Source organism: Blautia sp. AF19-13LB (assembly GCF_003479105.1).
GTDB classification, from domain to species: domain Bacteria; phylum Bacillota; class Clostridia; order Lachnospirales; family Lachnospiraceae; genus Fusicatenibacter; species Fusicatenibacter saccharivorans.
In genome coordinates this window covers 32,371-58,150 of the sequence record NZ_QUGO01000013.1, presented here as the reverse complement: position 1 = coordinate 58,150, position 25,780 = coordinate 32,371, and the positions used below count along the sequence as shown (strand labels likewise).

23 protein-coding genes, 2 tRNA genes and 1 other RNA gene are annotated in these 25,780 nt (G+C 49.2%); 24 read left to right on the top strand and 2 right to left on the bottom strand.

All coding sequences use genetic code 11. The features are described 5' to 3' along the window. The first annotated feature begins 11 nt into the window (after nucleotides 1–11). The 10 genes from DWX32_RS13770 (at nucleotide 12) to ilvA (ending at nucleotide 11,092) form a co-directional block, all read left to right on the top strand. Nucleotides 12–1,208, top strand: a complete 1,197-nt coding sequence (locus DWX32_RS13770; RefSeq protein ID WP_022462727.1) for an acetate kinase — start codon at nucleotides 12–14, stop codon at nucleotides 1,206–1,208. Between the two features lie 74 nt (nucleotides 1,209–1,282). Continuing rightward, entirely contained in the window at nucleotides 1,283–1,810 is a 528-nt protein-coding gene (locus DWX32_RS13765) for a YceD family protein (protein WP_055267341.1), read from the top strand. Between the two features lie 2 nt (nucleotides 1,811–1,812). Then, nucleotides 1,813–1,992 (top strand): 50S ribosomal protein L32, encoded by a 180-nt coding sequence (gene rpmF, locus DWX32_RS13760; RefSeq protein ID WP_022462729.1) that lies wholly within the window; start codon nucleotides 1,813–1,815, stop codon nucleotides 1,990–1,992. 207 nt (nucleotides 1,993–2,199) lie between these two features. Beyond that, nucleotides 2,200–2,985, top strand: a complete 786-nt coding sequence (locus tag DWX32_RS13755) for a hypothetical protein (protein WP_055218872.1) — start codon at nucleotides 2,200–2,202, stop codon at nucleotides 2,983–2,985. A 228-nt stretch (nucleotides 2,986–3,213) separates the two neighbouring features. After that, the gene (gene plsX / locus DWX32_RS13750) at nucleotides 3,214–4,254 is read left to right on the top strand and encodes a phosphate acyltransferase PlsX (protein ID WP_117802559.1); all 1,041 of its coding nucleotides are present in this window, start codon (nucleotides 3,214–3,216) and stop codon (nucleotides 4,252–4,254) included. Beyond that, nucleotides 4,244–4,477, top strand: coding sequence for an acyl carrier protein (gene acpP / locus DWX32_RS13745; protein WP_117802558.1), 234 nt, complete (start codon nucleotides 4,244–4,246; stop codon nucleotides 4,475–4,477). Before plsX ends, acpP begins: the two co-directional genes overlap by 11 nt. A gap of 105 nt (nucleotides 4,478–4,582) precedes the next feature. After that, complete coding sequence (gene rnc, locus DWX32_RS13740) at nucleotides 4,583–5,275, top strand: ribonuclease III (protein ID WP_055228392.1); 693 nt, start codon at nucleotides 4,583–4,585, stop codon at nucleotides 5,273–5,275. A gap of 7 nt (nucleotides 5,276–5,282) precedes the next feature. Continuing rightward, nucleotides 5,283–8,843, top strand: coding sequence for a chromosome segregation protein SMC (gene smc, locus DWX32_RS13735; protein ID WP_117510309.1), 3,561 nt, complete (start codon nucleotides 5,283–5,285; stop codon nucleotides 8,841–8,843). Between the two features lie 60 nt (nucleotides 8,844–8,903). Continuing rightward, entirely contained in the window at nucleotides 8,904–9,845 is a 942-nt protein-coding gene (gene ftsY, locus DWX32_RS13730) for a signal recognition particle-docking protein FtsY (RefSeq protein WP_022462735.1), read from the top strand. Between the two features lie 35 nt (nucleotides 9,846–9,880). Next, entirely contained in the window at nucleotides 9,881–11,092 is a 1,212-nt protein-coding gene (gene ilvA / locus DWX32_RS13725; RefSeq protein ID WP_055219017.1) for a threonine ammonia-lyase, read from the top strand. 125 nt (nucleotides 11,093–11,217) lie between these two features. On the opposite strand, the gene DWX32_RS13720 is transcribed toward ilvA, so the two are convergent. Together DWX32_RS13720 and DWX32_RS13715 are read right to left on the bottom strand one after the other, a co-directional pair. After that, nucleotides 11,218–11,302, bottom strand: a tRNA-Leu gene (locus DWX32_RS13720). A 25-nt stretch (nucleotides 11,303–11,327) separates the two neighbouring features. After that, nucleotides 11,328–11,412, bottom strand: a tRNA-Leu gene (locus DWX32_RS13715). Between the two features lie 203 nt (nucleotides 11,413–11,615). Here DWX32_RS13715 and DWX32_RS13710 point away from each other — a divergent pair. The 14 genes from DWX32_RS13710 (at nucleotide 11,616) to DWX32_RS13645 (ending at nucleotide 25,733) form a co-directional block, all read left to right on the top strand. Beyond that, nucleotides 11,616–12,623, top strand: coding sequence for a deoxyguanosinetriphosphate triphosphohydrolase (locus DWX32_RS13710; protein WP_055218880.1), 1,008 nt, complete (start codon nucleotides 11,616–11,618; stop codon nucleotides 12,621–12,623). A gap of 16 nt (nucleotides 12,624–12,639) precedes the next feature. Continuing rightward, nucleotides 12,640–14,418 carry a DNA primase gene (gene dnaG / locus DWX32_RS13705; protein ID WP_118660311.1) on the top strand — a complete coding sequence of 593 codons (1,779 nt, stop codon included), beginning with the start codon at nucleotides 12,640–12,642 and terminating at the stop codon, nucleotides 14,416–14,418. A 105-nt stretch (nucleotides 14,419–14,523) separates the two neighbouring features. Continuing rightward, nucleotides 14,524–15,666 (top strand): RNA polymerase sigma factor RpoD, encoded by a 1,143-nt coding sequence (rpoD, locus tag DWX32_RS13700; RefSeq protein ID WP_055228389.1) that lies wholly within the window; start codon nucleotides 14,524–14,526, stop codon nucleotides 15,664–15,666. A 22-nt stretch (nucleotides 15,667–15,688) separates the two neighbouring features. Next, nucleotides 15,689–16,387 carry a tRNA (adenine(22)-N(1))-methyltransferase gene (locus DWX32_RS13695; protein ID WP_118594896.1) on the top strand — a complete coding sequence of 233 codons (699 nt, stop codon included), beginning with the start codon at nucleotides 15,689–15,691 and terminating at the stop codon, nucleotides 16,385–16,387. Between the two features lie 118 nt (nucleotides 16,388–16,505). Beyond that, complete coding sequence (locus tag DWX32_RS13690; RefSeq protein ID WP_243037597.1) at nucleotides 16,506–18,161, top strand: nucleoside kinase; 1,656 nt, start codon at nucleotides 16,506–16,508, stop codon at nucleotides 18,159–18,161. A gap of 91 nt (nucleotides 18,162–18,252) precedes the next feature. After that, nucleotides 18,253–18,603: RNase P RNA component class A (rnpB, locus tag DWX32_RS13685), an RNA gene on the top strand. Nucleotides 18,604–18,785: 182 nt separating this feature from the next. After that, nucleotides 18,786–19,382, top strand: coding sequence for a Maf family protein (locus tag DWX32_RS13680; protein ID WP_117510305.1), 597 nt, complete (start codon nucleotides 18,786–18,788; stop codon nucleotides 19,380–19,382). A 16-nt stretch (nucleotides 19,383–19,398) separates the two neighbouring features. Beyond that, nucleotides 19,399–21,573: a M3 family oligoendopeptidase gene (locus DWX32_RS13675; protein WP_118594895.1), complete on the top strand. Its 2,175-nt coding sequence runs from the start codon at nucleotides 19,399–19,401 to the stop codon at nucleotides 21,571–21,573. Nucleotides 21,574–21,806: 233 nt separating this feature from the next. After that, complete coding sequence (locus DWX32_RS13670) at nucleotides 21,807–22,016, top strand: FeoA family protein (protein ID WP_022462744.1); 210 nt, start codon at nucleotides 21,807–21,809, stop codon at nucleotides 22,014–22,016. Between the two features lie 19 nt (nucleotides 22,017–22,035). Continuing rightward, nucleotides 22,036–22,257, top strand: a complete 222-nt coding sequence (locus DWX32_RS13665) for a FeoA family protein (protein WP_022462745.1) — start codon at nucleotides 22,036–22,038, stop codon at nucleotides 22,255–22,257. Nucleotides 22,258–22,373: 116 nt separating this feature from the next. Then, nucleotides 22,374–24,524: a ferrous iron transport protein B gene (feoB, locus tag DWX32_RS13660; protein ID WP_022462746.1), complete on the top strand. Its 2,151-nt coding sequence runs from the start codon at nucleotides 22,374–22,376 to the stop codon at nucleotides 24,522–24,524. 97 nt (nucleotides 24,525–24,621) lie between these two features. After that, nucleotides 24,622–24,756 (top strand): FeoB-associated Cys-rich membrane protein, encoded by a 135-nt coding sequence (locus DWX32_RS13655; RefSeq protein WP_022462747.1) that lies wholly within the window; start codon nucleotides 24,622–24,624, stop codon nucleotides 24,754–24,756. Between the two features lie 33 nt (nucleotides 24,757–24,789). Next, the gene (locus DWX32_RS13650) at nucleotides 24,790–25,245 is read left to right on the top strand and encodes a transcriptional repressor (protein ID WP_022462748.1); all 456 of its coding nucleotides are present in this window, start codon (nucleotides 24,790–24,792) and stop codon (nucleotides 25,243–25,245) included. A gap of 176 nt (nucleotides 25,246–25,421) precedes the next feature. Then, nucleotides 25,422–25,733 (top strand): DUF6110 family protein, encoded by a 312-nt coding sequence (locus DWX32_RS13645; RefSeq protein ID WP_022462749.1) that lies wholly within the window; start codon nucleotides 25,422–25,424, stop codon nucleotides 25,731–25,733. The last annotated feature ends 47 nt before the right edge of the window (nucleotides 25,734–25,780 follow it).

Below are 25,780 nucleotides of genomic sequence, written 5' to 3'. Positions count from 1 at the left end.
AGAATTTAGAAATGAACGTATTAGTAGTAAACTGCGGAAGTTCCTCTCTGAAATTCCAGCTGATCAATTACGATAACCGTGACGTCCTGGCAAAAGGACTCTGTGAGAGAATCGGTATCGACGGACGCCTCGTTTATGAGCCAAAGAACGGCGAAAAAGAGGTAACAGAAGCAGCAATGCCGACACACGTAGAGGCAATCCAGATGGTTCTGGACGCTCTGGTAAACGAGAAGAGCGGCGTCATCAAGAGCCTGGAAGAAGTAGATGCCATCGGACACCGCGTTCTGCACGGCGGAATGAAGATCACAAACTCTGTTATCATCGATGACGAAGTAATCAAAGTAATCGAGGAGTGCGCTGACCTCGGTCCTCTGCACAATCCGGCAAACCTGATGGGAATCAATGCCTGCATGAAACTGATGCCGGGCGTTCCAAACGTAGCAGTATTTGATACCGCATTCCATCAGACCATGCCTCCGAAAGCATATATGTACGGTATTCCGAAAGAGTACTATGAGAAATACGCAATCCGTAAATACGGCTTCCACGGAACTTCTCATAAATTCGTATCCAAGAGAACCGCAGAGTTCCTTGGCAAAGACTACAACGATCTGAAGATCATCGTATGCCATATGGGAAATGGTGCTTCCCTTTCCGCTGTAAAGAACGGCAAATGTGTAGATACCTCCATGGGCCTTACCCCGCTCGAAGGTGTGATCATGGGAACCCGTTCCGGAGATATCGATCCGGCTTTTGTTGAGTATCTGTGCAACAAAGAGAACCTGACCGTATCCGAGGTTCTGAACATTCTGAACAAGAAATCCGGTATGCTCGGCATGACCGGCATCTCCAGCGATTACCGTGATGTATCTGCAGCAGCAGAGGCAGGTAATCAGGATGCCATCAACTGTCTGGAAGCATACGCTTACCGCATTATCAAATACATCGGTTCCTACATCGCAGCTATGGGCGGCGTAGATGTGATCACCTTCACCGCAGGCCTTGGAGAGAACGCTATTCCACTTCGTGAGACCATCTGCAAAGCATTTGAGTTCATGGGTCTGGAATTCGATTCTGAGGCAAATAACTGCCGCGGCGTTGAGAAGATCATCACCAAAGAAGGCTCCAAGATTACAGCATGCGTGATCCCGACCAACGAGGAAATCGCAATCTGCGAGGAGACTGTAGAGTTAGTAAAAGGAAAATAAAAAATAATTCAAAAAGCAGTTGACAATTCTTACCTTCCCGGGTATAATTGGTAAAGTGTGATTAGGAGAACAATATGAAAATCAGTCTGACCAAGTTATTTGCGCAGGACGGAAAGTCCGAAAAGTATGAAATTCCGCTTACATCCGAAACTTTTTCGATCGGCGGGCAGGACTATCGGGTAATCGAAAAACATCCTGTTATCCTTGGCCTTACGCATGAAGGCAATCGTGTGATCACGATCACCGGCAGCGCAGACCTTACAATGGAGATTCCATGTGCAAGATGCCTGACACCGGTAGCGACTCCATTCCAGCTCGAGTTCGATCTGCAGATTGATCTGAATCTGTCGGAGGAAGAACGCGAGGAAAAAGAAGAGGACTCTTCGTTTGTGGAGGGAGACGAGCTCGATGTGGAAGAACTGGTTCGTAATGAGCTCATAGTCCAATGGCCGATTCGAGTGCTGTGTAAAGATGACTGTAAAGGAATCTGCAGCCGTTGTGGTGCGAATCTGAATATTCAGACCTGTGATTGTGATACCACAGGGCTAGACCCCCGAATGGCTGCAATCAAAGATATATTCAGCAAATTTAAGGAGGTGTAACTATGTCCATTTGTCCTAAGAATAAATCTTCCAAAGCAAGACGCGATAAGAGAAGAGCAAACTGGAAAATGTCTGCTCCGAACCTTGTAAAATGCAGCAAATGTGGTGCTCTTATGATGCCGCACAGAGTTTGCAAAGCTTGTGGTTCTTACAACAAAAAAGAAGTCGTTGCAATGGACTAATATTCATAAATCGGAATCAGTTCCGATGTGCAATGCAGCAAAAGGCTCCCGTCACCGGGGGCTTTTTTGTTGTCTCTGCGGGTTGTCTGGAAGCGTCATATAAAAGATTTGACGTGGTGTGTCGTGATGTGCTATAATGGTCTCGGTGAGAATTGAAACAATATTGCAACATTTTCGTAACAATTATAAAAAAGGAGTGCAAAGCATATGAAGAATAGACGAATCATATTTCTGGCAGCATGCATGTGCAGTGTAGTATTCCTCTCAGGATGTTCCACAGACAGTCTGATGGATAAAATGATGGGAACTGAGACGACGGTTTCGTCTTCGGCCAGTGTAGATATTTCAAAAGAGGACAGCGATGCTGTTCATGTAGATGCCAATCTGGAAAAGCCGGTTTTTTCGGTAAATCCGGTGGAGAGCCTGCAGATTCCCGTTGGAAATACATCTGGAAAGCTGACTTGTGAGGCAGGAATAACGGGAGAAGGCACAGTAACATATCAGTGGTATAAGAACAACGTAAATTCCAACGGCGGAGGAACGCCGATTGAAGGCGCAACAGAAGTGACATACCAGGTCGATACTTCGGCGGAGGGCAAAGATTACTATTACGTTGTGGCAACAAACACGGTTGGAAATACCGTTTCCATGGCGACGAGTACAGTAACAGAAGTTACGGTAATTCCGGCAGGGAAATGGGTTCAGAATGAAAACGGATGGCAGTATCAGAATAATGATGGAAGCTATGCAACCAATACCTGGCAGAATATCGACGGCTACTGGTACGTGTTTGATGAAAATTCATACATGGTGACAGGATGGTACTGGAGCGGAGAAGAATGGTATTATCTGGCGGACAACGGTCAGATGCAGACCGGCTGGTTCACGCAGGATGGTGAGGAATATTATTTGGATCCGGATACCGGTGTCATGGCACGGAATACAACCATAGACGGTCATGAGATGAATTCGAGCGGAGTCAAGGTTTCTTAAGAAAAATAAGATAAAACAGAGCGGGTGGATTTTGGAAAGATAAATCCACCCGCTTTTTTGGAATACAGGAGAAAGCGCGGATGGGCATTTGTGCTTGATTTTTGCAAAGGAGTTTAGTATAGTTAATACAGCACTTGCATGAGTGCTTTTAGAGCGTGGTTGAAAACGGTTTTTTGAAAGAAAAAGAGTTTTCAAACGCGCTTTAGAAAAGAGAAAAGAGGAAAAAACATGAGTGACTTAGTCAGAGTTGCAGTGGACGCGATGGGCGGCGATTATGCGCCTGTGGAGCCGGTAAAAGGCGCCGTTGAGGCCGTAAACGCAGATGAACGTGTCAAAGTCCAGCTGGTCGGCCAGGTGGATGTCATCGAAAAAGAACTGCAGAAATATACGTACCCGAAGGAGCGGGTTGAGATCGTTCCGGCAACCGAGATCATTGAGACGGGAGAGCCGCCGGTCAATGCGATCCGCCACAAAAAAGATTCTTCGATCGTTGTCGGCATGAAAAAAGTGCGCTGCGGAGAGGCAGACGCGTTTGTCTCCTCCGGAAGCACCGGAGCAGTCCTGGTCGGCGGACAGACGATCGTAGGACGCATCAAGGGCGTAGAGCGCCCGCCGCTGGCTCCGCTGATCCCGACGAAAGACGGTGTATCCCTTCTGATCGACTGCGGTGCGAATGTTGATGCAAGACCGTCCCATCTGGTGCAGTTTGCCATGATGGGTTCCATCTATATGGAACACGTTGTCGGCATTAAAAATCCGCGTGTGGGAATCGTGAATATCGGTGTGGAAGAAGAAAAAGGAAACGCGCTCGTCAAAGAGACGTATCCGCTTCTGAAAGAAAACCCGTATATCAACTTTGTCGGCAGTATCGAAGCAAGAGAAATTCCAAACGGAGCCGCAGACGTTGTTGTCTGTGAGGCGTTTGTCGGAAACGTTATCTTAAAGCTGTATGAGGGCGTCGGCGCGACCCTGATTTCCAAGGTAAAACAGGGCATGATGACATCTCTGCGCAGTAAAATCGGAGCCCTTCTTGTGAAACCGGCGCTGAAAGAGACACTGAAGTCTTTTGATGCCAGTGAGTACGGCGGAGCACCGCTGCTTGGCTTAAAAGGACTCGTTGTAAAAACGCACGGAAGCTCAAAAGCCAACGAATTTAAAAATTCCATTCTCCAGTGCATTTCATTTAGCGAGGAGAAGATTCCGCAGAAAGTGCAGGAGCATCTGGCAGACTATAAGAGCAGCAGGGAGGCAGCGAAAGATGGAATTTGAGAAATTACAGGAGATCATTGCGGATGTATTAAACGTAGATCCGAATGAAGTAACCATGGAGACAACCTTTACAGATGATCTGGGAGCGGATTCCCTGGATGTATTTCAGATTGTGATGGGAATTGAAGAAGAATTTGATATCCAGATCGAAGCAGAAGAAGCAGAGCACATCGTATCGGTTGAGGATGCGGTGGAAGCGATCAAAAAGAAACTGGCAGAATAATAGAAAATGGCGAAGGGGCTGTTTGCTACAGGACAGCCCCTTTGTTACCGTCCGCAGAACACCTGCAAACGGTAACTATGAGGAAGGACAGGCTTAAAACAGGTTATGAATAATATTGATAAACTCGTGGATTTGGAAAAGAAGATCCAGTATAAATTTCAGGATTTCGGACTGCTGGAGATGGCGATGCGCCATTCTTCCTACGCAAATGAGCACCATATGGAGCGCCTGGAGTGCAACGAGCGTCTGGAGTTCTTAGGAGATGCCGTGCTGGAAGTTGTATCCAGCGAATTTTTATACAAGACATTCCCGCGTCTCCCGGAGGGCGAGATGACGAAAAAACGCGCCAGCCTCGTCTGTGAACCGGCACTGGCATTCTGTGCCCGTGAGATTGACCTTGGCAGCTTTCTGCTCCTTGGAAAGGGCGAGGAGGCAACCGGCGGCCGTCACCGCGATTCCATCGTTTCGGATGCTATGGAGGCAACGATCGGTGCGATTTTCCTGGACGGCGGCTTTGAACCGGCAAAAGCGTTCGTTCTGAACTATATCTTAAACGATATCGAACACAAACAGCTTTTCTACGACAGCAAAACGATTCTGCAGGAGCTGATCCAGGGTGAGACGGATGAAGAGATTGTTTACACCATCTTAAAAGAAGAGGGACCGGATCACGACAAGAGCTTCTGGGCACAGGTCAGCGTCGGAAAGAAAGCGCTCGGTACCGGAAAGGGCAGAACGAAAAAAGCGGCAGAACAGGCAGCGGCATACGATGCAATTCTTGCCAGAAAAAAAGCGTAGGTGAATTATGTATCTCAAATCCATTGAAATGCAGGGATTTAAGTCGTTTGCCAACAAAACCATTCTGCAGTTCCACGACGGTATTACCGGCGTTGTAGGGCCGAACGGCAGTGGAAAGAGCAATGTTGGCGATGCGGTGCGCTGGGTGCTCGGCGAACAGAGCGCCAAGCAGCTCCGCGGCGGAAATATGCAGGATGTTATTTTCTCCGGAACCGAGACGAGAAAGCCGCTCGGCTACGCGTCGGTTGCAATTACACTCGACAATTCCGACCACAAGCTGAATGTCGATTTCGAGGAAGTCACGGTGACGAGACGGCTCTACCGCTCCGGTGAGAGCGAGTATCTGATGAACGGCGCATCGTGCCGGTTAAAGGACATCAACGAGCTGTTCTACGATACCGGTATCGGAAAAGAAGGCTATTCCATCATCGGACAGGGTCAGATTGATAAGATTTTAAGTGGTAAGCCGGAAGAGCGCCGGGAGCTGTTTGACGAAGCGGCAGGAATTGTCAAATTCAAGAGAAGGAAGGCCGTGACCGAAAAGAAGCTGGCGGAAGAGCAGCAGAATCTGGTGCGCGTCAACGACATTCTCTCGGAACTGACAAGGCAGTTAGAGCCGCTGGAACGCCAGTCTGAGACGGCAAAGATTTATTTAAAGAAGAAAGAGGAATTAAAGCTCCTCGATATCAATATGTTTCTGCTCGAGATGGAGCGCATCCGGAACGATCTCGCGAAAGTAGAAGACCGGTACCGGATTACAGAAGAGCAGTTAAAGAGCACGAAAGAGGCTTTTGAGCATACGAAGCAGGAGTATGAAAAGCTGGAACAGGAGCAGGAAAAACTGGACCAGACGATTCTTTCTGCGCGCGATCAGGCGGGGGAGAATGCACTGAAACGTCAGCAGCTCGAAAACCAGATCGAGGTGTTGAATGAGCAGATTCATGCATCGGAGAGGAACAGCGACACATTAAGAGAACGTCTGGAGGCGATCCGCGCGGAGAGCCGCACAAAGACGGCAGAAAAAAATACATATCAGGCAGAAAAGGACGGGCTTCATGAAGCACTTCTTGCGTCAGAGACGGAAAAGAGTGAGAAAGAGGCCGCTCTCTCGGAATGCCAGGGGCAGATCCAGGCAGTCGAGCTGCAGAGTGAACAGGATAAGAGCGAAGTCATCGGCCTTCTGAACCAGCGGGGTTCCACGAAGGGAAAAATGCAGCGCTACGATGCGATGCTCGAGCAGATCGGCATCCGAAAGGCAGAATTAAGCCAGAGGGTGCTGCATTTAAAGACGAGCGAGTCCGAACAGAACGGGCAGATGGAAGAACTGCAGAACGCGTTTGAAGCGCTCGAAGAGACGGTAAGCAGCCTGAAACAGCAGTACCAGGAGGCAGATCAGAAGATTACCGCGCTGACGGCGGATCTCTCGAACCAGACGAAAGAGATGGAAGCCGGCCAGACCAATTACCACAGAGAAGCGTCAAGGCTCGAATCCTTAAAGAACATCACCGAGCGGTACGACGGCTATGGAAACAGTATTCGGAAGGTCATGGAGCAGAAAGACCGGAATCCCGGCATCCACGGCGTTGTGGCGGATCTTCTGCAGGCGGAGAAAAAGTACGAGACGGCGATCGAGACCGCACTTGGCGGCAGCATTCAGAATATTGTCACCGACAATGAGGCGACGGCGAAATACCTGATTGAATACCTGAAACGGGGCCATTTCGGCCGTGCGACGTTCCTTCCGCTCACCAGTATGCGCGGGAAAAAAACGCAGGTGAATGAGGATGCGGCAAGAGAAACCGGTGTGCTTGGTGTGGCAAATGCACTTGTTTCGTACGACCCGGTGTATGAGGGCCTTGTGGCACAGCTGCTTGGAAGAACGCTGGTGGTCGACACGATCGACCATGCCATTGTGATTCAGCGGAAATACCGTCAGACGCTCCGCATGGTAACCCTCGAGGGCGAGCTCTTGAGCCCGGGCGGTTCCATGACAGGAGGTTCGTTCCGGAACAACAGCAACCTGCTCGGAAGACGGCGTGAGATTGAGGAACTCGAAAAGAGCGTACAGGGTCTTGCGAAGGAACTGCGGGAAATCCAGCAGGAACTTGAAGAGAAGAAAAATAAGCGGAATGAAATCCGTGATCTCCGCACCGAGCTGAATGAAAAACTGCAGCGGCAGTACATCGAGCAGAATACGGTGCGCCTGAATCTGGAAAAAGCGCGCGAGAAAAAGACGGAAATCCGTCTGGATTTTGAAGCGCTTCAGAAGGAGAGTCTCGAGATTGAAAATCAGATCGCCGAGATTGAGCGGAACCGGAAAGTCATCGGTCAGGAAATGCAGGAATCGGTGGAGCGGGAAAGCACGCTGCAGGAGAATATCCAGAAGGCACAGGAGGCGCTTACAGGGCTTCGCCGCCGGGAAGCAGAATATACGAAGGATCTTGAAGAAATCCGGTTAAATTACGCAAATCTGTCCCAGAAGGATGGATTCCTTGCCCAGAACATCCGCCGTCTTGAGGAAGAGACGGGAAAACTGGAAGCGGAAAGCCGCACCATGCTGGAAAAAGCGGCGGAGGAAAAAGACGATGTCAAAAGGAAACAGCAGGACATCGTGGAGATCCAGAAGACGATTGCAGCAGCAGTGCAGGCAAAAGAAGAGGAAGACCGCCGGATTGTGGAACTGCAGGAGAAAAAAGAAGCATTAAGCGCAGATCACAAAGAATTTTTCGAGAAGCGGGATCAGCTCTCCGACCAGATTTCCCTGATGGACAAAGAGTGCTTCCGTCTGAACAGCCAGAAAGAAAAGCTGGAGGAGACAAAAGAGGCACAGACCTCGTATCTCTGGGAAGAGTACGAAGTGACACCGGGCCACGCAAGAGAGTTCCAGATGGAGGAGATTCCGGAGCGTAGTGAATTAAAGCGGCGTGTGCTGGAAGTAAAAGATGCGATCCGGAAGCTTGGCTCTGTCAATGTGAATGCGATTGAGGAGTACAAAGAGATTTCGGAGCGCCACGCCTTTCTCGATGCACAGCACACCGATCTTGTCAAGGCGGCAGAGACACTGCAGGGCATCATCGATGAGCTGGATGCCGGTATGCGCAAGCAGTTCACGGAAAAATTCGAGGAGATCCGGAAAGAGTTTGACCGCGTGTTCCGCCAGCTGTTCGGCGGCGGAAAGGGAACGCTGGAACTCGAGGAGGACACGGATGTACTCGAGGCAGGTATCCGCATCATTTCCCAGCCGCCGGGAAAGAAACTGCAGAATATGATGCAGCTCTCCGGAGGCGAGAAGGCACTGACCGCGATTGCGCTGCTTTTTGCAATCCAGAACTTAAAGCCGTCCCCGTTCTGTTTACTTGACGAGATCGAGGCGGCGCTCGACGATTCCAACGTAACGCGTTTTGCACAGTATCTGCATAAGCTGACAAAAAATACCCAGTTCATCGTCATCACCCACAGGCGCGGTACGATGACGGCGGCAGACCGTCTGTACGGCATCACGATGCAGGAGAAGGGTGTTTCTACCCTTGTTTCTGTCGATTTGATCGAGGGAGAACTGGACAAATAGAAACGAATAAGATACAATACGAAAGAAGTAAGATAGAAAAGATAAAGGGAGGCGAACGGTATGGCGGAGGAGAAAGTAGGCTTTTTCAAACGTCTTGTCAACGGTCTGACGAAGACCCGAGACAGCATTGTAGCTGGAATTGATTCTATTTTCAGCGGCTATTCCAATATTGATGACGATTTTTATGAGGAGATCGAGGAGATTCTCGTCATGGGAGATATCGGCATCAATACAACGACCAAAATTATTGACCACTTAAAAGAGCGGGTGGCAGAAGAGCACATTACCGATCCGGCAGAGTGCAAACAGCTTCTGATCGAGAGCATCAAAAAACAGATGGATGTAGGCGATACAGCCTATGAATTTGAAAACCGGAAATCGGTAGTGCTGGTGATCGGTGTCAATGGAGTCGGAAAAACGACCTCCGTCGGAAAGCTGGCCGGCCTTCTGAAGGATCAGGGCAAAAAGGTTGTTCTTGCGGCAGCAGATACGTTCCGTGCAGCGGCAGGCGAGCAGCTCACGGAGTGGGCGCACCGCGCCGGCGTGGATATCATCGGCGGACAGAACGGAGCAGATCCGGCGTCCATCGTGTACGATGCAGTCGCAGCGGCAAAAGCCAGAAATGCGGATGTGCTGATCTGTGATACGGCAGGAAGACTTCACAACAAGAAGAACCTGATGGAAGAGCTCCACAAGATTTACCGGATTCTGGAAAAAGAGTACCCAGAGGCATACCTGGAAACGCTGGTGGTGCTGGATGGTACCACGGGCCAGAATGCGCTGCAGCAGGCAAGACAGTTTGCGGAAGTGGCAAATGTCACCGGTATCATTCTGACGAAGCTGGACGGAACTGCAAAGGGCGGTATCGCCGTTGCCATCCAGTCCGAGCTTGATATTCCGGTCAAATACATCGGCGTGGGCGAGAGCATCCACGATCTGCAGAAATTTGATGCAGACCAGTTTGTAAATGCACTGTTCCATACATCCGAAGAGAATGCTTAAAAAGACAACAAGGAGAAAAGACTATGGCAGAAGAAATGCTGACACTCCCGAAATTTGAGGAAGCGTCTGAAATTGTAAAAAAAGTAACACAGGAGACCAAACTGGTTTACAGCAAATATTTCAGCGAGCAGACGGGAAATAAAGTCTACTTAAAACCGGAAAATATGCAGCTGACCGGCGCCTATAAGCTGCGCGGTGCCTATTACAAAATCAGCACCTTAAGTGAAGAGGAGCGCGCAAAAGGACTGATCACCGCATCTGCAGGAAACCATGCACAGGGCGTTGCGTATGCGGCAAAATGCTACGGTGCAAAGGCTGTCATTGTGATGCCGACGACCACACCGCTCATCAAAGTAGAGCGTACCCAGAGCTACGGCGCTGAGGTTGTTCTGTACGGAGATGTGTACGATGAGGCATGTGCAAAAGCATACGAGCTTGCAGCAGAGCATGGCTATACCTTTATTCACCCGTTCGATGATCTGACCGTTGCAACCGGCCAGGGAACCATCGCTATGGAAGTGATTCAGGAGCTTCCGCTCGTAGATTATATCCTTGTTCCGATCGGAGGAGGCGGACTGGCTACCGGTGTTTCCACACTGGCAAAGCTGCTGAAACCAAACATCAAAGTCATCGGTGTTGAGCCGTCCGGAGCAGCCTGTATGAAGGCTTCTTTTGAAAAAGGCGAGGTAACGACCGTATCTCCTGTCAGCACAATTGCAGACGGTACTGCAGTACAGACACCGGGATCCAAGATTTTCCCGTATGTAAGACAGAACCTGGACGAGATCATTACTGTGGATGATGATGAGCTGATCGTAGCATTCCTTGATATGGTAGAAAACCACAAGATGATCGTTGAGAACTCCGGTCTTCTGACTGTGGCTGCATTAAAGCATCTGGATGTCAAGGGCAAAAAGATTGTTTCGATCTTAAGCGGCGGAAATATGGACGTCATCACCATGTCTTCCGTGATCCAGAACGGACTGATCCAGAGAGACCGTATCTTTACTGTATCCGTTCTTCTGCCGGATAAACCAGGCGAGCTGGTACGCGTTTCCCAGGTGATTGCAAACGAGAACGGAAACGTCATCAAACTGGACCACAACCAGTTCTTCACAACGAACAGAAGTGCTGCAGTAGAGCTCCGCATCACAATGGAGGCATTCGGCACCGATCACAAGAACCGTATTGTCAAAGCACTGGAAGAGGCTGGCTATACACCGAAGATTGTAAGACCGAACCTGTAAAAACAGAAATTGCAGAGAAAATTCTGAAAAAAAGAAAAATAAGAAATCAGAGGGATCCGGAAAGGAATTTCCTCTGATTTTTTTTGAGCAGGAAAAAACCCTTGCATGCACAAGGGTTTTCATTCTGCGGAAGATGGGACTTGAACCCACACGATCGCAATGACCACCAGATCCTTAGTCTGGCCTGTCTGCCAATTCCAGCACTTCCGCATGTTATGTAGTTTTTTAAATTTCATGCGGAAGATGGGACTTGAACCCACACGATCGCAATGACCACCAGATCCTTAGTCTGGCCTGTCTGCCAATTCCAGCACTTCCGCATGTTCTTTAAGTTTTTGTCATCTCACTGACGACAAGATGTATTATAGCACCAGAGTTGTAAGCCGTCAACACTTTTTTTGAAAAAATTTGAAAAATTTGAAAAATAAAAAAGGAAATCGGAATCGGGCACCGAATATAGGAAATAGGAGGACAATGAAAAGAACTGTTACAGGCATATTACCGGGAAAGAGGTGGTCTTCGTTTGAACTTGAGAGAATCGTTTGAAGAACGGGAATTTCAGGAGCTGAGTCCTTATGCGGCGCACAGCCGGAATTCCAGAGGAAGGGACCGATATGAACCGGAGTGTGACATCCGCACCGTCTACCAGAGAGACCGGGACCGGATTCTCCACTCCAAAGCCTTTCGCAGGATGAAAGACAAAACACAGGTGTTTCTCGCTGCGCAGGGCGATCATTACCGGACCCGCCTGACGCACACACTCGAGGTGTCCCAGATTGCCCGCACGATTGCGCGGGCGCTGAATCTGAATGAGGATCTGACCGAAGCCATTGCGCTTGGCCACGATCTCGGACACACGCCGTTTGGCCATTCCGGGGAAGCGGCGCTCAATGCGGTGCATCCCGGGGGCTTCCGCCACGCGGAACAGAGCGTCCGTGTCGTGGAGGTTCTAGAAAAGGAAGGACAGGGCCTGAACCTGACCTGGGAAGTGCGGGATGGAATTCTGAACCACCGCACGGCGGGAAAGCCGTCGACCCTGGAGGGACAGGTTGTGCGTCTCTGCGACAAGATCGCCTACATCCACCACGATATGGACGATGCCATCCGTGCCGGCATTTTAAGCGAGGATGACATCCCGATTACGATCCGCGTCGTCCTTGGCGATACATGCCGCGAGCGGCTCAATACGCTGATCCACGACATTGTGGAGCAGAGCCGCGGAACGGAGTATGTGCGCCAGTCGGCGGAGATTGCCGAGGGCATGCGCATGCTGCGGGAGTTGATGTTCGCGAACGTCTACCGCAACCCGGAGGCGAAAAAAGAGGAGGAGAAGGCAAAAAAGATGCTGATTTCCCTCTACACCTACTACCAGGAGCACCCGGAACAGATGTCCCGCGAGTACCGGAATCTGATCGGGTGCGGCGAGGACAAGACACAGGTGGTATGCGACTACATTGCCGGTATGACCGATCAGTATTCCATGCACAAATACGAGGAGCTGTTCGTGCCGAAAGCCTGGGCGGTTTATTAGATACAGGGAGGAAAAAATGCGATATTCCGATGATTTAGTGGAAGAGATTCGTATGAAAAATGACATCGTAGATGTGATATCCGGCTACGTAAAGTTGACAAGAAGAGGAAGCTCTTACTTCGGGCTCTGCCCGTTCCACAATGAGAAGTCCCCTTCCTTTTCCGTCAGCCCAGGAAAGCAGATGTATTACTGCTTCGGATGCGGAGCCGGAGGAAATGTTTTTACGTTTTTGATGGAATATGAAAACTTTACGTTTGTGGAAGCTTTGAAATTTCTGGCGGACCGGGCCGGGGTGGAGCTTCCGCAGATGGAGTATTCGAAAGAAGCAAAGGAGCAGGCGGATTTAAAGAATACGCTGCTTGAGATCAACAAGCAGGCGGCGAAATTCTATTATTACCAGCTTCACACCGAGCGCGGAAAGCAGGGCTACGATTACCTGAAGGGGCGCGGCCTTTCGGATGATACGATTCGAAAATTTGGCCTTGGCTATTCAGATAAGTATGGAAGCCTGCTGTACCGTTTCTTAAAAGAAAAAGGGTATGACGATGAAATCCTGCGTCAGTCGGGCCTTTTTCTGGCGGACGAGGTGCATGGCATGCAGGACAAGTTCTGGAACCGTGTCATTTACCCGATCATGGATGCCAACAGCCGTGTCATCGGCTTCGGAGGCCGTGTGATGGGGGATGGAAAGCCGAAATACCTGAACTCGCCGGAGACAAAGATTTTCGATAAGAGCCGCAATCTCTACGGGCTGCATCTGGCGCGCTCTTCACGGAGAAAAAATCTGATTATCTGCGAGGGCTATATGGATGTAATTTCCATGCACCAGGCAGGATTCAATAACGCGGTAGCTTCTCTTGGAACAGCGCTCACATCGCTGCAGGCGGGGCTGATGAAGCGGTATACCAACGAGGTTCTTGTGATCTATGACAGCGATGAGGCAGGCGTCAAAGCGGCGCTTCGTGCGATTCCGATGCTCAAAGGGGTTGGTCTTACAACGCGTGTCGTCAATTTGAGACCGTATAAGGACCCGGATGAGTTTATCCAGCACGAGGGCTGCGAAGCGTTCGAAAAACGTCTGGAAGAGGCGGAGAACAGCGTTTTGTATGAGATCCGCATGAAGGAACGCGATTTCGACCTTGCCGACCCGCAGGGCAAATCCGATTTCCTGCATGAGGCGGTGCGTCGTCTTGTTGCAATCGAGGATGAGATTGAGCGGAACAGTTATCTTGAGGCAGTGGCGGGAAAATACGGGATTGCCGTCGAAGTACTGCGAAAGCAGGTCGGTCAGATGGCACTATCAGGAGCCGGAAGGACGGAGCGTGTCAAGCCGCGGAATACAGCCGCAAACAAAAAAGAGAAAGAGGGCGGTGTCGAAAAAGCACAGAAGCTGATGCTGACATGGATGACCTCTTATCCGGCGCTCATTGGAAAGCTGGAAAAATATATTACGCCGGAGGATTTTACCACACCTCTTTACCGCCAGATTGCAGAGATGATTGTGCTGCAGTATCACGAGGGCGGGGTGAATCCGGCAAAGCTTTTGAATCAGTTTGTTGATTCCGAGGAGCAGAAAGAAGTTGCAGGCCTTTTTAATGCCAGAATCCCGCTGGAGACAGAGGAGGAAAAACGGCGCGCGCTGCATGATGTGATCTGCAATATGAAAGAAAACAGCATTGCGTATCAGTCGGCACATATGAATGTGACCGATATGGCGGCGCTGCAGAAGCTGATGGCGGACAAAAAGAGCCTGGAGCGGTGGAAAGCAGGGGAACTTCCGGATTTCGCTTTTTAAGGAGGCCTGGATACCAAAGAAAAACCCTGGAATCTTCTGTTCTGCGTGTTTAATTTCGCAGGGCAGGGACAGAATATATACAAGCTATGGAAGGATGGACAGTCAATGGAGTTCGATAAAGCAAAATTTATGGAAAAATTAAAAGAGCTGGTAGCATACGGCAAAAAGAAAAAGAGCGTCCTGGAATATCAGGAAATCAACGACTTTTTCCGCGATATGCCGCTGGATGCGGAGCAGATGGAGAAGGTATTTGAATACCTGGAGGCAAGCGGTATCGACGTACTGCGCCTCTCCGATATGACCGAGGATCCAAATGCGGCAGACCGCGATCTTCTCCTTCTGGACGACGATGACATCGACCTTTCCGAGGAAGAAGAGATCGATATGGAAAACATCGACCTTTCCGTTCCGGAAGGCATCAGCATTGAGGACCCGGTCCGCATGTACTTAAAAGAGATCGGTAAAGTGCCGCTTCTTTCCGCAGAGGAAGAGATCAAGCTGGCACAGAGAATGGAAGAGGGCGATGAGGATGCGAAAAAACGTCTGGCAGAGGCCAACCTTCGTCTCGTTGTTTCCATTGCAAAACGTTATGTCGGCCGCGGCATGCTGTTCCTGGATCTGATTCAGGAAGGTAACTTAGGCCTCATCAAAGCGGTTGAAAAATTCGATTACCGCAAGGGATACAAATTCTCCACCTATGCAACATGGTGGATCCGCCAGGCAATCACAAGAGCGATTGCAGACCAGGCGAGAACGATCCGTATTCCGGTTCATATGGTAGAGACCATCAACAAGCTGATCCGCGTTTCCCGTCAGTTACTGCAGGAGTTAGGCCGCGAACCTACTCCGGAAGAGATCGCAGAGGAGATGCACATGTCTGTAGAGCGTGTGCGTGAGATCCTGAAAATCTCCCAGGAACCGGTTTCACTCGAGACACCAATCGGTGAGGAAGAGGACAGCCACCTCGGTGACTTCATCCAGGACGACAATGTGCCGGTACCGGCAGACGCGGCAGCATTCACCATGCTGAAAGAGCAGCTGGAGGATGTCTTAAGCACACTGACCGACCGTGAGCAGAAGGTTCTGCGTCTCCGTTTCGGACTTGACGATGGCCGTGCGAGAACCCTCGAAGAGGTTGGTAAAGAGTTCAACGTTACAAGAGAGCGTATCCGTCAGATTGAGGCGAAAGCGCTTCGAAAGCTCCGCCATCCGAGTCGTTCCAGAAAACTCAAAGATTATCTGGACTAAGTTTTCAGTCAGGAGAAAAGACATGCAGTTATCAAAAAGACTTTCCGCGGTAGCGGAGTTTGTCACCCCGGGCGGCTGCCTGGTCGATGTGGGAACAGATCACGGCTATGTGCCGATTGCGCTGCTGGAACAGAAGAAGATTTCCTCCGCAATCGCCATGGATGTGAACCGCGGACCGTTAGAACGGGCCAGGGAGCATATCACGCAGTATAACATGGGGGACTACATAGAAACACGGCTTTCCGATGGCCTTCATGCCCTGCAGGCGGGGGAGGGGGATTCTCTCCTCATCGCGGGCATGGGCGGCGGGCTCACCGTAAGGATTTTAAGTGAGGGTGAGCCGCTGCTGTCCGGCTTTGGTGAGCTGATTCTGGAGCCGCAGTCAGATATCGACCGCGTGCGCGCATGGCTGCTGGAGCACGGATTTTACCTTGCACAGGAGAATTTCGTGGAGGAGGATGGAAAATACTATCCGATTCTGCGGGCAGTGCATGGGGAAAAGGAAGATCTGAAGGCGGAGGAGCTTTTCTATGGACCACGTCTTCTGGAAAACCAGAATCCGGTGCTGTTGGAATATCTGCAGAAGCAGCAGAACCAGAACAGAATGCTGATCGGCCAGCTCTCTGGCAATCCGGGGGAGAAGGCGACACAGAGGCTTTGTGAATTAAAAGAAAAAGAGGCAATACTGGAATCTGCGCTTGCGCGGTTCCATACGATGTAACGACAGCGTTTTATCATGAGGAGGCGTGTCTGAAAATTTCAGGTTTTATAATTTTCGGGCGCGCCTTCGTTTTTACTTCTGAATTTTCAGAAAGTTTTGCAAAAAGGAGGAATTACAAGTGATTCAGGTAACAATTGATGGAAAGAAATATGAATATCCGGAAAATTGCTCTTATTATGAGATTGCAAAAGATTTTGAGAAAACGATGGATGCTCCGATTGTCCTGGTGAAGGTGGACGGACGGCTGAGGGAGCTGCACAAGCAGCTGAAAAAAGACTGTGAACTGGAATTTGTGACGACGAAGGATGAGATCGGACATAAAACGTATCAGAGGAGTCTTTCTCTTCTGCTGGTAAAAGCGGTGTATCATGTGGGAGGCTACGATAAGATCCGCCATGTGATGCTGCATTTTTCGGCGGGTTCGGGCTTTTTCTACACGGTGGACGGCGATATCACGCTGAATCAGGAGTTTTTGGACGAAGTAAAAGCGTATATGCATGAACAGGTGGAAAAGGCGGTGCCGATTTATAAGCGGAGTGTCGATACGCACGAGGCGAGAGAACGGTTCCGGCTGCATGGCATGACGGATAAAGACCGCTTGTTCCGTTACCGCCGTGTCTCCCGTGTGAATCTGTACAGTCTCGGGGATTTTGAAGACTATTATTATGGATTTATGACGTATGATACGAGTTATCTGAAGTATTTTGATCTCTATTTATACGATGACGGCTTTGTGCTGCAGATGCCGGAGAAAAAGGCGCCGGAGACGGTGCCGGCGGCGAATCTCTCCCCGAAGGTGTTCCAGGTGCAGCGGGAATCGGAGCGCTGGGGTGAGCAGATGGGAATTTCCACGGTTGCCGACTTAAATGAACGCATCACGAAGGGCAATATTCAGCAGATGATGCTGATTGCGGAGGCGCTGCAGGAGCAGAAGATTGCGAAGATTGCGGAGCAGATTGCGGAAAGAAAGCAGGTTAAATTTGTGCTGATTGCGGGGCCGTCTTCCTCCGGAAAGACAACGTTCTGCAACCGGCTTTCCATCCAGCTTTCAGCGCATGGTCTGACGCCGCATCCGATCAGCCTTGATAATTACTATGTGAACCGGGTAGATACGCCGCGGGATGAAAACGGCGATTATGATTTTGAATGCCTGGAAGCACTGGATATCGAGCTTTTGAATCGGGATATGACAGCACTTTTGAACGGAGAGCGTGTGGAACTGCCGTATTTTAATTTTAAGACGGGCAAGCGCGAGTACAAGGGGAATTTTATTCAGATGAAGGAGACCGATGTGCTGGTGCTGGAGGGGATTCACGGGCTGAATGAAAAACTGACGTGGTCGCTTCCTTCGGAAAGTAAATTCCGGATTTATATCAGTGCGCTGACGCAGATTAATGTGGATGAGCACAACCGGATTCCGACGACGGATGGCCGGCTGATCCGGCGTATGGTGCGTGACAGCCGGACACGGGCGACGTCGGCGAAGGAGACGATTGCGATGTGGCCGTCGGTGCGCCGCGGGGAAGATCGTAATATTTTCCCGAATCAGGAGAAGGCGGATGTGATGTTCAATTCAGCGCTGGTGTATGAGCTTTCGGTGCTGAAGCTGTATGCGGAGCCGCTTTTGTTCCAGATTGAGGAGGGAGAGCCGGAATACCAGGAGGCAAAGCGGCTGCTGAAGTTTTTGGATTATTTTGTCGGAGTGCCGATTGAGGATATTCCCAAGAATTCGATTCTGCGGGAGTTTGTGGGGGGAAGCTGCTTTGATGTATGAGAGGCTGCTTTGCGGGATCTGTGATTTGGGGGATGGACAACAGAGAAAGTTTGTGATATGATTATTAACTGTCTGATGTTCCGTTTTTGACAAAGTAAGATATGTAATCGCGGCTGGCAGGACCGAAAGGGGCCAGGTGAGGAAAGTCCGGGCTTCGCAGGGCAGGATGCCGGATAACGTCCGGCGGAGGCGACTCCAGGGATAGTGCAACAGAGAGATACCGCCAGGTTTTTTCTGGTAAGGGTGGAAAGGCAGTGTAAGAGACTACCGTTTCTCTGGTAACAGAGAAAGCCATGTAAACCCCATCCGAAGCAAGACCGAATAGAAAACGTATATGGCTGCCCGTCATGTTTTCAGGTGGGTCGCTTAAGGGGACTGGCGACAGTTCCATTGGATAGATGATTACACACGACATAACCCGGCTTATCGTTTTGCTTTGCATAAGACGGAAATTCAGGCATCTGGATAAAATAAGTACGCCGGGAACGGACACGAGTGGATTGTGTTTGTTCCCGGCGTACTTATTTTATCCGGCCATCTGGCGCAAGCCGCACATTCCCGCGGACCGCTGCATGGTGTGAAAAAAATGCATGTCATGAAAGAAAAAATAAAGGAGACAGCAGGATGAAAGTGATATTGGCTTCGGGGTCACCCAGAAGAAGAGAGTTGATGGAGATGTTGGGAATACGGTGTAAGGTTCAGGCTTCAGGGGCGGAAGAAGTTGTGACGTCTGCGGAACCGGAGAAGGTTGTGGAGGAGCTTTCACGGCTGAAATGTCTGGATGTTGCGGAGATTACCGAAGGGGATGCCGTTGTGATCGGGGCGGATACGGTTGTGGCTTTTGAAGGGGAGATCCTTGGCAAGCCGAAAGGGATAGAACATGCCAGAAGCATGATGCAGCAGTTGCAGGGAAGGGTGCATCAGGTGTATACTGGAGTTACGATTGCGGTAACAGAGGGGGACGCAAAGCGTGTGGTATCGTTCTGTGACCGTACAGATGTAGAGTTTTATGCGATGACAGAGGAGGAGATAAACGGGTATCTTGCTCTTGAGAAAGAGGGGGAGGCTCCTGTGTGGTCGGATAAGGCTGGAGGATACGGAATTCAGACGGTGTTTGGGACAAAGTTTGTGAAAGGAATCCAGGGAGACTATTATAATGTGATGGGACTGCCGGCGTCCCGGGTTTATCATGAGTTGAAAAATCTGGGCGTTCTGGAATAGAAGGAGGTAAGAGAAGATGAAAAAGTTTTCGGAAATTGAATACGTAAGGCCGGACATGGAGGCAGAGCAGGAAAAAGTAAGAGCGTATACGAAGGCGCTCAAAGAGGCAAAATCATATGAGGAGCTGCGCGGACTTTTTATGGAAGAAAAAACGCGCGAGGATGCCTGGGCGACAATGGCGGAAGTGGCGCAGGTAAGATATACGGTGGACACCAGAGATTCGTTTTATGAAGGAGAGGTTCAGTTCTGGAATGAGACGATTCCGGCGATCCATCTGCTGATACAAAAGGCAGAGAAGGTGATTCTGGAGTCTCCGTTTATCAAAGAGTTTGCAGAGGAGTTTGGGGAATTCTTTGTGAAGAATATGGAGGTTGGCCAAAAATTAGCGGACGACTGTATCGTGGAGGATCTGATCGAAGAGGCGAATCTGACGCAGCAGTACAGTAAAATTACGGCGAATGCTTCGACGAAATTTAAGGGCGAAACGTGTAATTTTTATGGACTTCTGAAGGCGATGCAGAGTACGGACCGCCAGATGCGGAAAGAGGCGATGACGGCATGGGGAGATTTGTATGAAGAGATTTCCGGGGAGCTGGATGCGCTGTATGACAAGCTGGTTCCGCTGCGCGATAAAATTGCGAAGAAGCTGGGATTTTCTTCTTACATTGAATTTATTTACCTGAGCTATGGAAGATACGATTATACGGCGGAGGATGTTGCAAGGTTCCGTGCGCAGGTGAAGGAGAAGATTGTACCGCTCTGCCTGGAGCTTCGGAAGGAGCAGGAGAAACGGCTTGGAGTGGACAGGCTGCATTATTACGATGAGGAGCTGATTTTCCCGGAAGGAAACGCGGTTCCGGAAGGAACGACGGAGGAACTGGTTGCGAAGGCGCAGAAGATGTACCATGAGCTGTCGAAAGAGACGGGTGAGTTCTTTGACTTTATGGTGGAGCATGAGCTGTTTGACCTGGAGACGAAGCCGGGAAAACAGACAGGCGGTTACTGCACATTTCTGAATACGTTCAAGGCGCCGTTCATCTTCTCCAACTTTAATGGTACGAGCGCGGACGTTGATGTTCTGACTCATGAGGCGGGCCATGCATTCGAGGCGTATACGGCGGCAAAACAGATTCCGTTTATGGATATGGTATTCCCGACAAGCGAGGTGGCGGAGATTCACTCGATGACAATGGAGCATTTCGCATACCCCTGGATGAATGCATTCTTTGGAGAGAAAGCAGATGATTACCGTTATGCGCACCTGATGAGCGCGCTGGAAGTGATTCCGTACATGGTATGTGTGGATGAGTTCCAGCATAAGGTATTTGAAAATATCGGCATGACGGCCAAGGAGCGCCGTGCGATCTGGCATCAGTTAGAGCTGACCTATATGCCATGGAGAAATTATGACGGCCACAAGTTCCTCGAGGAGGGCGGTTTCTGGATGCAGAAGCAGCATATCTTTGTGAACCCGTTCTATTATATTGATTATGCGCTGGCACAGATCTGTGCTTTCCAGTTCTTTGAGCGTTTCAAAAAAGAGCCGGAAAAGGCGTGGGGCGATTATTACCGTCTCTGCCAGGCAGGCGGAAGCAAAGGATATTTTGCACTGCTGGAGCTGGCCGGACTGAAGAATCCGTTCGTGGATGGAACGGTGGAAGAAGTCGTTGCGGGACTGAAGCCCTATTTAAAACAAAAAGTAAAGTATACGATCCGTCCGGTAAAAGAGGAAGATCTGAAAAAGGTAGCCGAGGTGGAGGCGCTATGTTTCCCGGCTGCCGAGGCGGCAGGTTATGAAGACTTCATGGAGCGGTACAAAACCTGCAAAAACAGCTTTTTTGTAGCGGAAACTGAAGATGGCGAAATCGCAGGCTTCTGCAATGGCTGCTGTGCGGATACCGATTATCTGGCGGATGCACTCTACCATGACGCCACGCTGCACAACCCGGACGGCGATTATCAGATGATTTTCGGACTGGACGTCAATCCGAAGTTCCAGAAACAGGGCATTGGAGAAGCACTGATGCGTCATATGGTAAAAAGCGCAGGAGAGCGTGACAAAAAAGCCGTTGTTCTTACATGCAAGGATCATATGATTCCATTCTACAAAAGGATCGGATACGAATATATCGAACTTTCCGACTCGACGCATGGCGGTGCAAAATGGCATAAGATGATGTACCGTTTCTAAAAAGAAATGGAAAGCAAAAAGGGCAGAACAGGGAGATACGAAATTTCTCTGTTCTGCCTTATTTTTCAAAAAAACAGGGCTCTTAACGAAGGCTTTTTCTCAGTAACGGAGTAAATTTCAGAAAAAAATACAAAAAAATAGTAAAAAAGCAGTTGACATCTAACGTACGTTAGCATATACTAACAACTGAAATAGAGATGAAACTCATTATCATACACAGGAGGTAATTGACTATGCCTTTAACGATGGCAAATCCAGGCGAATGTTACACAATCAGAAAAGTTGGCGGAAAAGAAGAGACCAGAAGATTTCTTGAAAATCTTGGCTTCGTCGTTGGCGGAAACGTGACAGTCGTATCGGAAATCGACGGCAATCTCATCGTGAATGTGAAAGATTCCAGGGTAGCCGTTGGAAAAGATATGGCAGCCAAAATCCTGATTTGATAGGAAAGAAGGAGAGAAGATGAAGACTTTAAAAGAGACTTCCGTAGGAGAAACCGTTAAAGTTGTAAAACTCAACGGCTCCGGTCCGGTCAAAAGAAGAATCATGGATATGGGAATCACCAAGGGTGTTGACGTATTCGTGCGCAAAGTTGCTCCGCTCGGCGATCCGGTCGAAGTAACCGTCAGAGGATACGAATTATCCTTAAGAAAAGCAGATGCCGAAATGATTGAAGTAGAGTAAATTTTTTTTGCCTGCTTGTTAGCGAATGCTAACAAAAGCAAGCTGTGGCCAATATTGGTAAGGCTTGTGAAGTTATTAAAATCAGTAAAAATCAAAGAAAGAGGGGCATGGAAAAAATGGCAATTAAGATTGCACTCGCAGGAAACCCGAACTGCGGTAAGACAACATTGTTCAATGCACTGACAGGCTCCAACCAGTTCGTAGGAAACTGGCCAGGTGTAACCGTCGAGAAAAAAGAAGGAAAGCTCAAAGGCCACAAAGATGTCACCATCATGGACCTTCCGGGTATCTATTCTTTATCTCCGTATACACTGGAGGAAGTGGTAGCCAGAAATTACCTGATTAATGAAAGACCAGATGCGATCCTGAACATCGTAGATGGTACCAACATTGAGCGTAACCTGTATCTGTCCACACAGATCATGGAACTTGGTATTCCGGTGATCATGGCTGTCAACATGATGGATATTGTTGAGAAGAACGGAGACAAAATACATATCGACAAACTGGCGAAAAAGCTGGGCTGTGAAGTTGTAACCATCTCTGCTCTGAAAGGAACCGGAATCAAAGAAGCTGCTGATAAAGCAGTGCAGATTGCACAGAAAAAAGGTGCTGCTGTACCGGTTCATGAGTTTGACAAGGATGTGGAGGCAGTCATCCGCACCGTTGAGAGCAAACTCGGAAGTGATATTGTAAATGAGCAGAAACGCTTCTTTGCAATCAAACTTCTGGAGAAAGATGATAAGATCACAGAGCAGATGAAATCCGTTCCGGATGTATCTGCCGAGATCAAACAGCTGGAAGACAAATTTGATGACGATACCGAGAGTATTATTACAAACGAGCGTTACGTTTATATTTCCAGCATCATCGGTGACTGTGTCACAAAGAACAAGAAAAACGCCATGACAACATCGGATAAGATCGACCGGATCGTAACCAACCGCTGGCTGGCACTTCCGATCTTTGCAGTTGTTATGTGGGTTGTATATTATGTATCTGTCACAACAGTAGGTACTTTTGTAACGGACTGGACCAACGATGTACTCTTTGGAGAGATCATTCCGCCGGCCATTGAAAATCTGCTGAACGCGATCCACTGCGCTGACTGGCTGCAGGGTCTGATCCTGGATGGTATTGTTGCCGGTGTTGGTGCCGTACTTGGATTCGTACCGCAGATGCTGGTACTGTTCCTGTTCCTGGCATTTCTGGAGTCCTGCGGTTACATGGCGCGTGTTGCATTCATCATGGATCGTATCTTCCGTAAATTTGGACTTTCCGGAAAATCCTTCATTCCGATGCTGATCGGAAGTGGTTGTGGTGTTCCTGGTATCATGGCTTCCCGTACCATCGAGAATGACCGTGACCGTAAAATGACCATCATGACAACAACGTTTGTACCTTGTGGAGCAAAACTTCCAATCATCGCCCTGATCGCAGGCGCCCTGTTTAATGGAGCTTCCTGGGTTGCACCAAGTGCTTACTTCGTTGGTATCGCAGCAATCATCTGCTCCGGTATCATCCTGAAAAAAACAAAACTGTTCGCTGGCGATCCGGCTCCGTTTGTTATGGAGCTTCCGGCTTACCACTGGCCGACGGTAAGCAACGTTCTCCGCAGCATGTGGGAGCGTGGCTGGTCTTTCATCAAAAAAGCCGGTACGATCATCCTGATGTCTACCATCGTTCTGTGGTTCCTGATGAACTTCGGATGGGTTGACGGATCCTTCGGAATGCTGGAAGCTGAGCAGTTAAATGACAGTATCCTGGCTTCCATCGGAAGCGTGATCGCTCCTCTGTTTGCACCTCTTGGATGGGGCGACTGGAAGATGGCTGTTGCAGCTGTTTCCGGACTGATCGCAAAAGAGAACGTTGTTGGTACCTTTGGTATCCTGTTCGGCTTTGGTGAAGTTGCAGAAGACGGTGCCGAGATCTGGGGACAGCTCGCAGGAAGCTTATCTACGGTAGCAGCTTATTCCTTCCTGGTATTCAACCTTCTGTGCGCACCGTGCTTCGCAGCAATGGGTGCAATCAAACGTGAGATGAACAATACCAAATGGTTTTTTACTGCAATCGGATATCAGACACTGCTTGCCTATGTTGTATCCCTGTGCATCTATCAGATCGGTAACCTGTTCATCGGCGGCGGTTTTGGAATCGGAACGGTAGTTGCTGTTCTGCTCATCATCGGATTTGTATATCTGCTGGTAAGACCTTACAAAGAGAGCGCAACTCTGAGCGTTTCCACCAACAAAATGTTCAGCAAATAATTGCTGTGACAGATAGAGAACATGTATCTGATGAAGAGTCCGTATCCGGCATCCGCTGCAGGATGCGGACTCTTTTGAAAAGAAAGGAGTTGTTTCTATGGGAACTTTTATCACACTTGTAGTCGTTGTTGGTCTGGTAGGACTTGCAGTACGCAGTATGATTAAAGATAAAAAAAGCGGCAAGGGAAGCTGTGGTGGTAACTGCGGGCAGTGCAAGGGACATTGCGACTGACAGGACAGGAATCATCATCAGGAGGTAGAACGTATGCCGCAGGAACAGACAAAGCATGAAGCCAGAAATTATCACAGAACACAGATGAAGCGAGAACTGATTATTCAGAAGCTCCGGGAACAGGGATGCAGAATAACCAGACAGAGACGGATTCTGCTCGATATTATCCTGGAAGAGGAGTGCTCCTGCTGTAAAGAAATTTACTATAAAGCTCTGCAGAAAGACAGCAGCATCGGGCCTGCTACGGTGTATCGCATGGTGAATACACTGGAGAGCATCGGTGCAATCAGCCGCAAAAATTTTTACAAGATTGCCTGTGGAGAAGAATGCTTCAAAGATCAGGGCTGTACCGTAGAACTGAGCGATCATACCATCTGCCGCTTAAGCGGAGAGATGTGGATGGACGTGATGAAATCCGGACTGAAGGCAAAGGGCTATATTCAGAATCAGGATATTGAAAATGTGATTGTTTCAGCGGTGGAAGGCTGAAAAACGGGGAAAACGGGTGAAAATTCCTTCCGTTTTCCCTGTTTTAATGAAAATAATTATCAAAAAGAACTGTACGTATTGTCTAACCGAGCAGGTGAGTGCTATACTGTGAACCACAGCGGGGGAAAATGTAAAATTCAGAAAAAATTTATTTTAATAACAGGAGGAAATGTAATATGACAATCAAAGATTTAAAACATCCAGGACTTTTCGCAGCAGGAGTATTATTCGGAACAGCAGGTATCAAAGCACTGTCCAGCAAGGATGCGAAAAAACTTTACACCAACTGCACCGCAGCTGTTCTTCGTGCAAAGAAAGTTGTTATGGATACGGTAACGACCATCCAGGAGAATGCGGAGGACATCTATGCTGACGCAAAACAGATCAACGAAGAGCGTGAAGCAGCAGAAGAGGCAGTAGAGGATGTAGCTGAAGAGACAGCAGAGGAAGCTGTTGAAGCAGAAGCAGAGGATACGGTTGAGGCATAAGCTGTACACAGCAACATCTGATTTACGTCGTATTCATACGGAAAAAA

Coding starts and splice junctions, on each gene's coding strand:
- DWX32_RS13770 (WP_022462727.1), top strand. CDS start 12: ATGAACGTATTAGTAGTAAACTGCGGAAGTTCCTCTCTGAAATTCCAG.
- DWX32_RS13765 (WP_055267341.1), top strand. CDS start 1,283: ATGAAAATCAGTCTGACCAAGTTATTTGCGCAGGACGGAAAGTCCGAA.
- rpmF (WP_022462729.1), top strand. CDS start 1,813: ATGTCCATTTGTCCTAAGAATAAATCTTCCAAAGCAAGACGCGATAAG.
- DWX32_RS13755 (WP_055218872.1), top strand. CDS start 2,200: ATGAAGAATAGACGAATCATATTTCTGGCAGCATGCATGTGCAGTGTA.
- plsX (WP_117802559.1), top strand. CDS start 3,214: ATGAGTGACTTAGTCAGAGTTGCAGTGGACGCGATGGGCGGCGATTAT.
- acpP (WP_117802558.1), top strand. CDS start 4,244: ATGGAATTTGAGAAATTACAGGAGATCATTGCGGATGTATTAAACGTA.
- rnc (WP_055228392.1), top strand. CDS start 4,583: ATGAATAATATTGATAAACTCGTGGATTTGGAAAAGAAGATCCAGTAT.
- smc (WP_117510309.1), top strand. CDS start 5,283: ATGTATCTCAAATCCATTGAAATGCAGGGATTTAAGTCGTTTGCCAAC.
- ftsY (WP_022462735.1), top strand. CDS start 8,904: ATGGCGGAGGAGAAAGTAGGCTTTTTCAAACGTCTTGTCAACGGTCTG.
- ilvA (WP_055219017.1), top strand. CDS start 9,881: ATGCTGACACTCCCGAAATTTGAGGAAGCGTCTGAAATTGTAAAAAAA.
- dnaG (WP_118660311.1), top strand. CDS start 12,640: ATGCGATATTCCGATGATTTAGTGGAAGAGATTCGTATGAAAAATGAC.
- rpoD (WP_055228389.1), top strand. CDS start 14,524: ATGGAGTTCGATAAAGCAAAATTTATGGAAAAATTAAAAGAGCTGGTA.
- DWX32_RS13695 (WP_118594896.1), top strand. CDS start 15,689: ATGCAGTTATCAAAAAGACTTTCCGCGGTAGCGGAGTTTGTCACCCCG.
- DWX32_RS13680 (WP_117510305.1), top strand. CDS start 18,786: ATGAAAGTGATATTGGCTTCGGGGTCACCCAGAAGAAGAGAGTTGATG.
- DWX32_RS13675 (WP_118594895.1), top strand. CDS start 19,399: ATGAAAAAGTTTTCGGAAATTGAATACGTAAGGCCGGACATGGAGGCA.
- DWX32_RS13670 (WP_022462744.1), top strand. CDS start 21,807: ATGCCTTTAACGATGGCAAATCCAGGCGAATGTTACACAATCAGAAAA.
- DWX32_RS13665 (WP_022462745.1), top strand. CDS start 22,036: ATGAAGACTTTAAAAGAGACTTCCGTAGGAGAAACCGTTAAAGTTGTA.
- feoB (WP_022462746.1), top strand. CDS start 22,374: ATGGCAATTAAGATTGCACTCGCAGGAAACCCGAACTGCGGTAAGACA.
- DWX32_RS13655 (WP_022462747.1), top strand. CDS start 24,622: ATGGGAACTTTTATCACACTTGTAGTCGTTGTTGGTCTGGTAGGACTT.
- DWX32_RS13650 (WP_022462748.1), top strand. CDS start 24,790: ATGCCGCAGGAACAGACAAAGCATGAAGCCAGAAATTATCACAGAACA.
- DWX32_RS13645 (WP_022462749.1), top strand. CDS start 25,422: ATGACAATCAAAGATTTAAAACATCCAGGACTTTTCGCAGCAGGAGTA.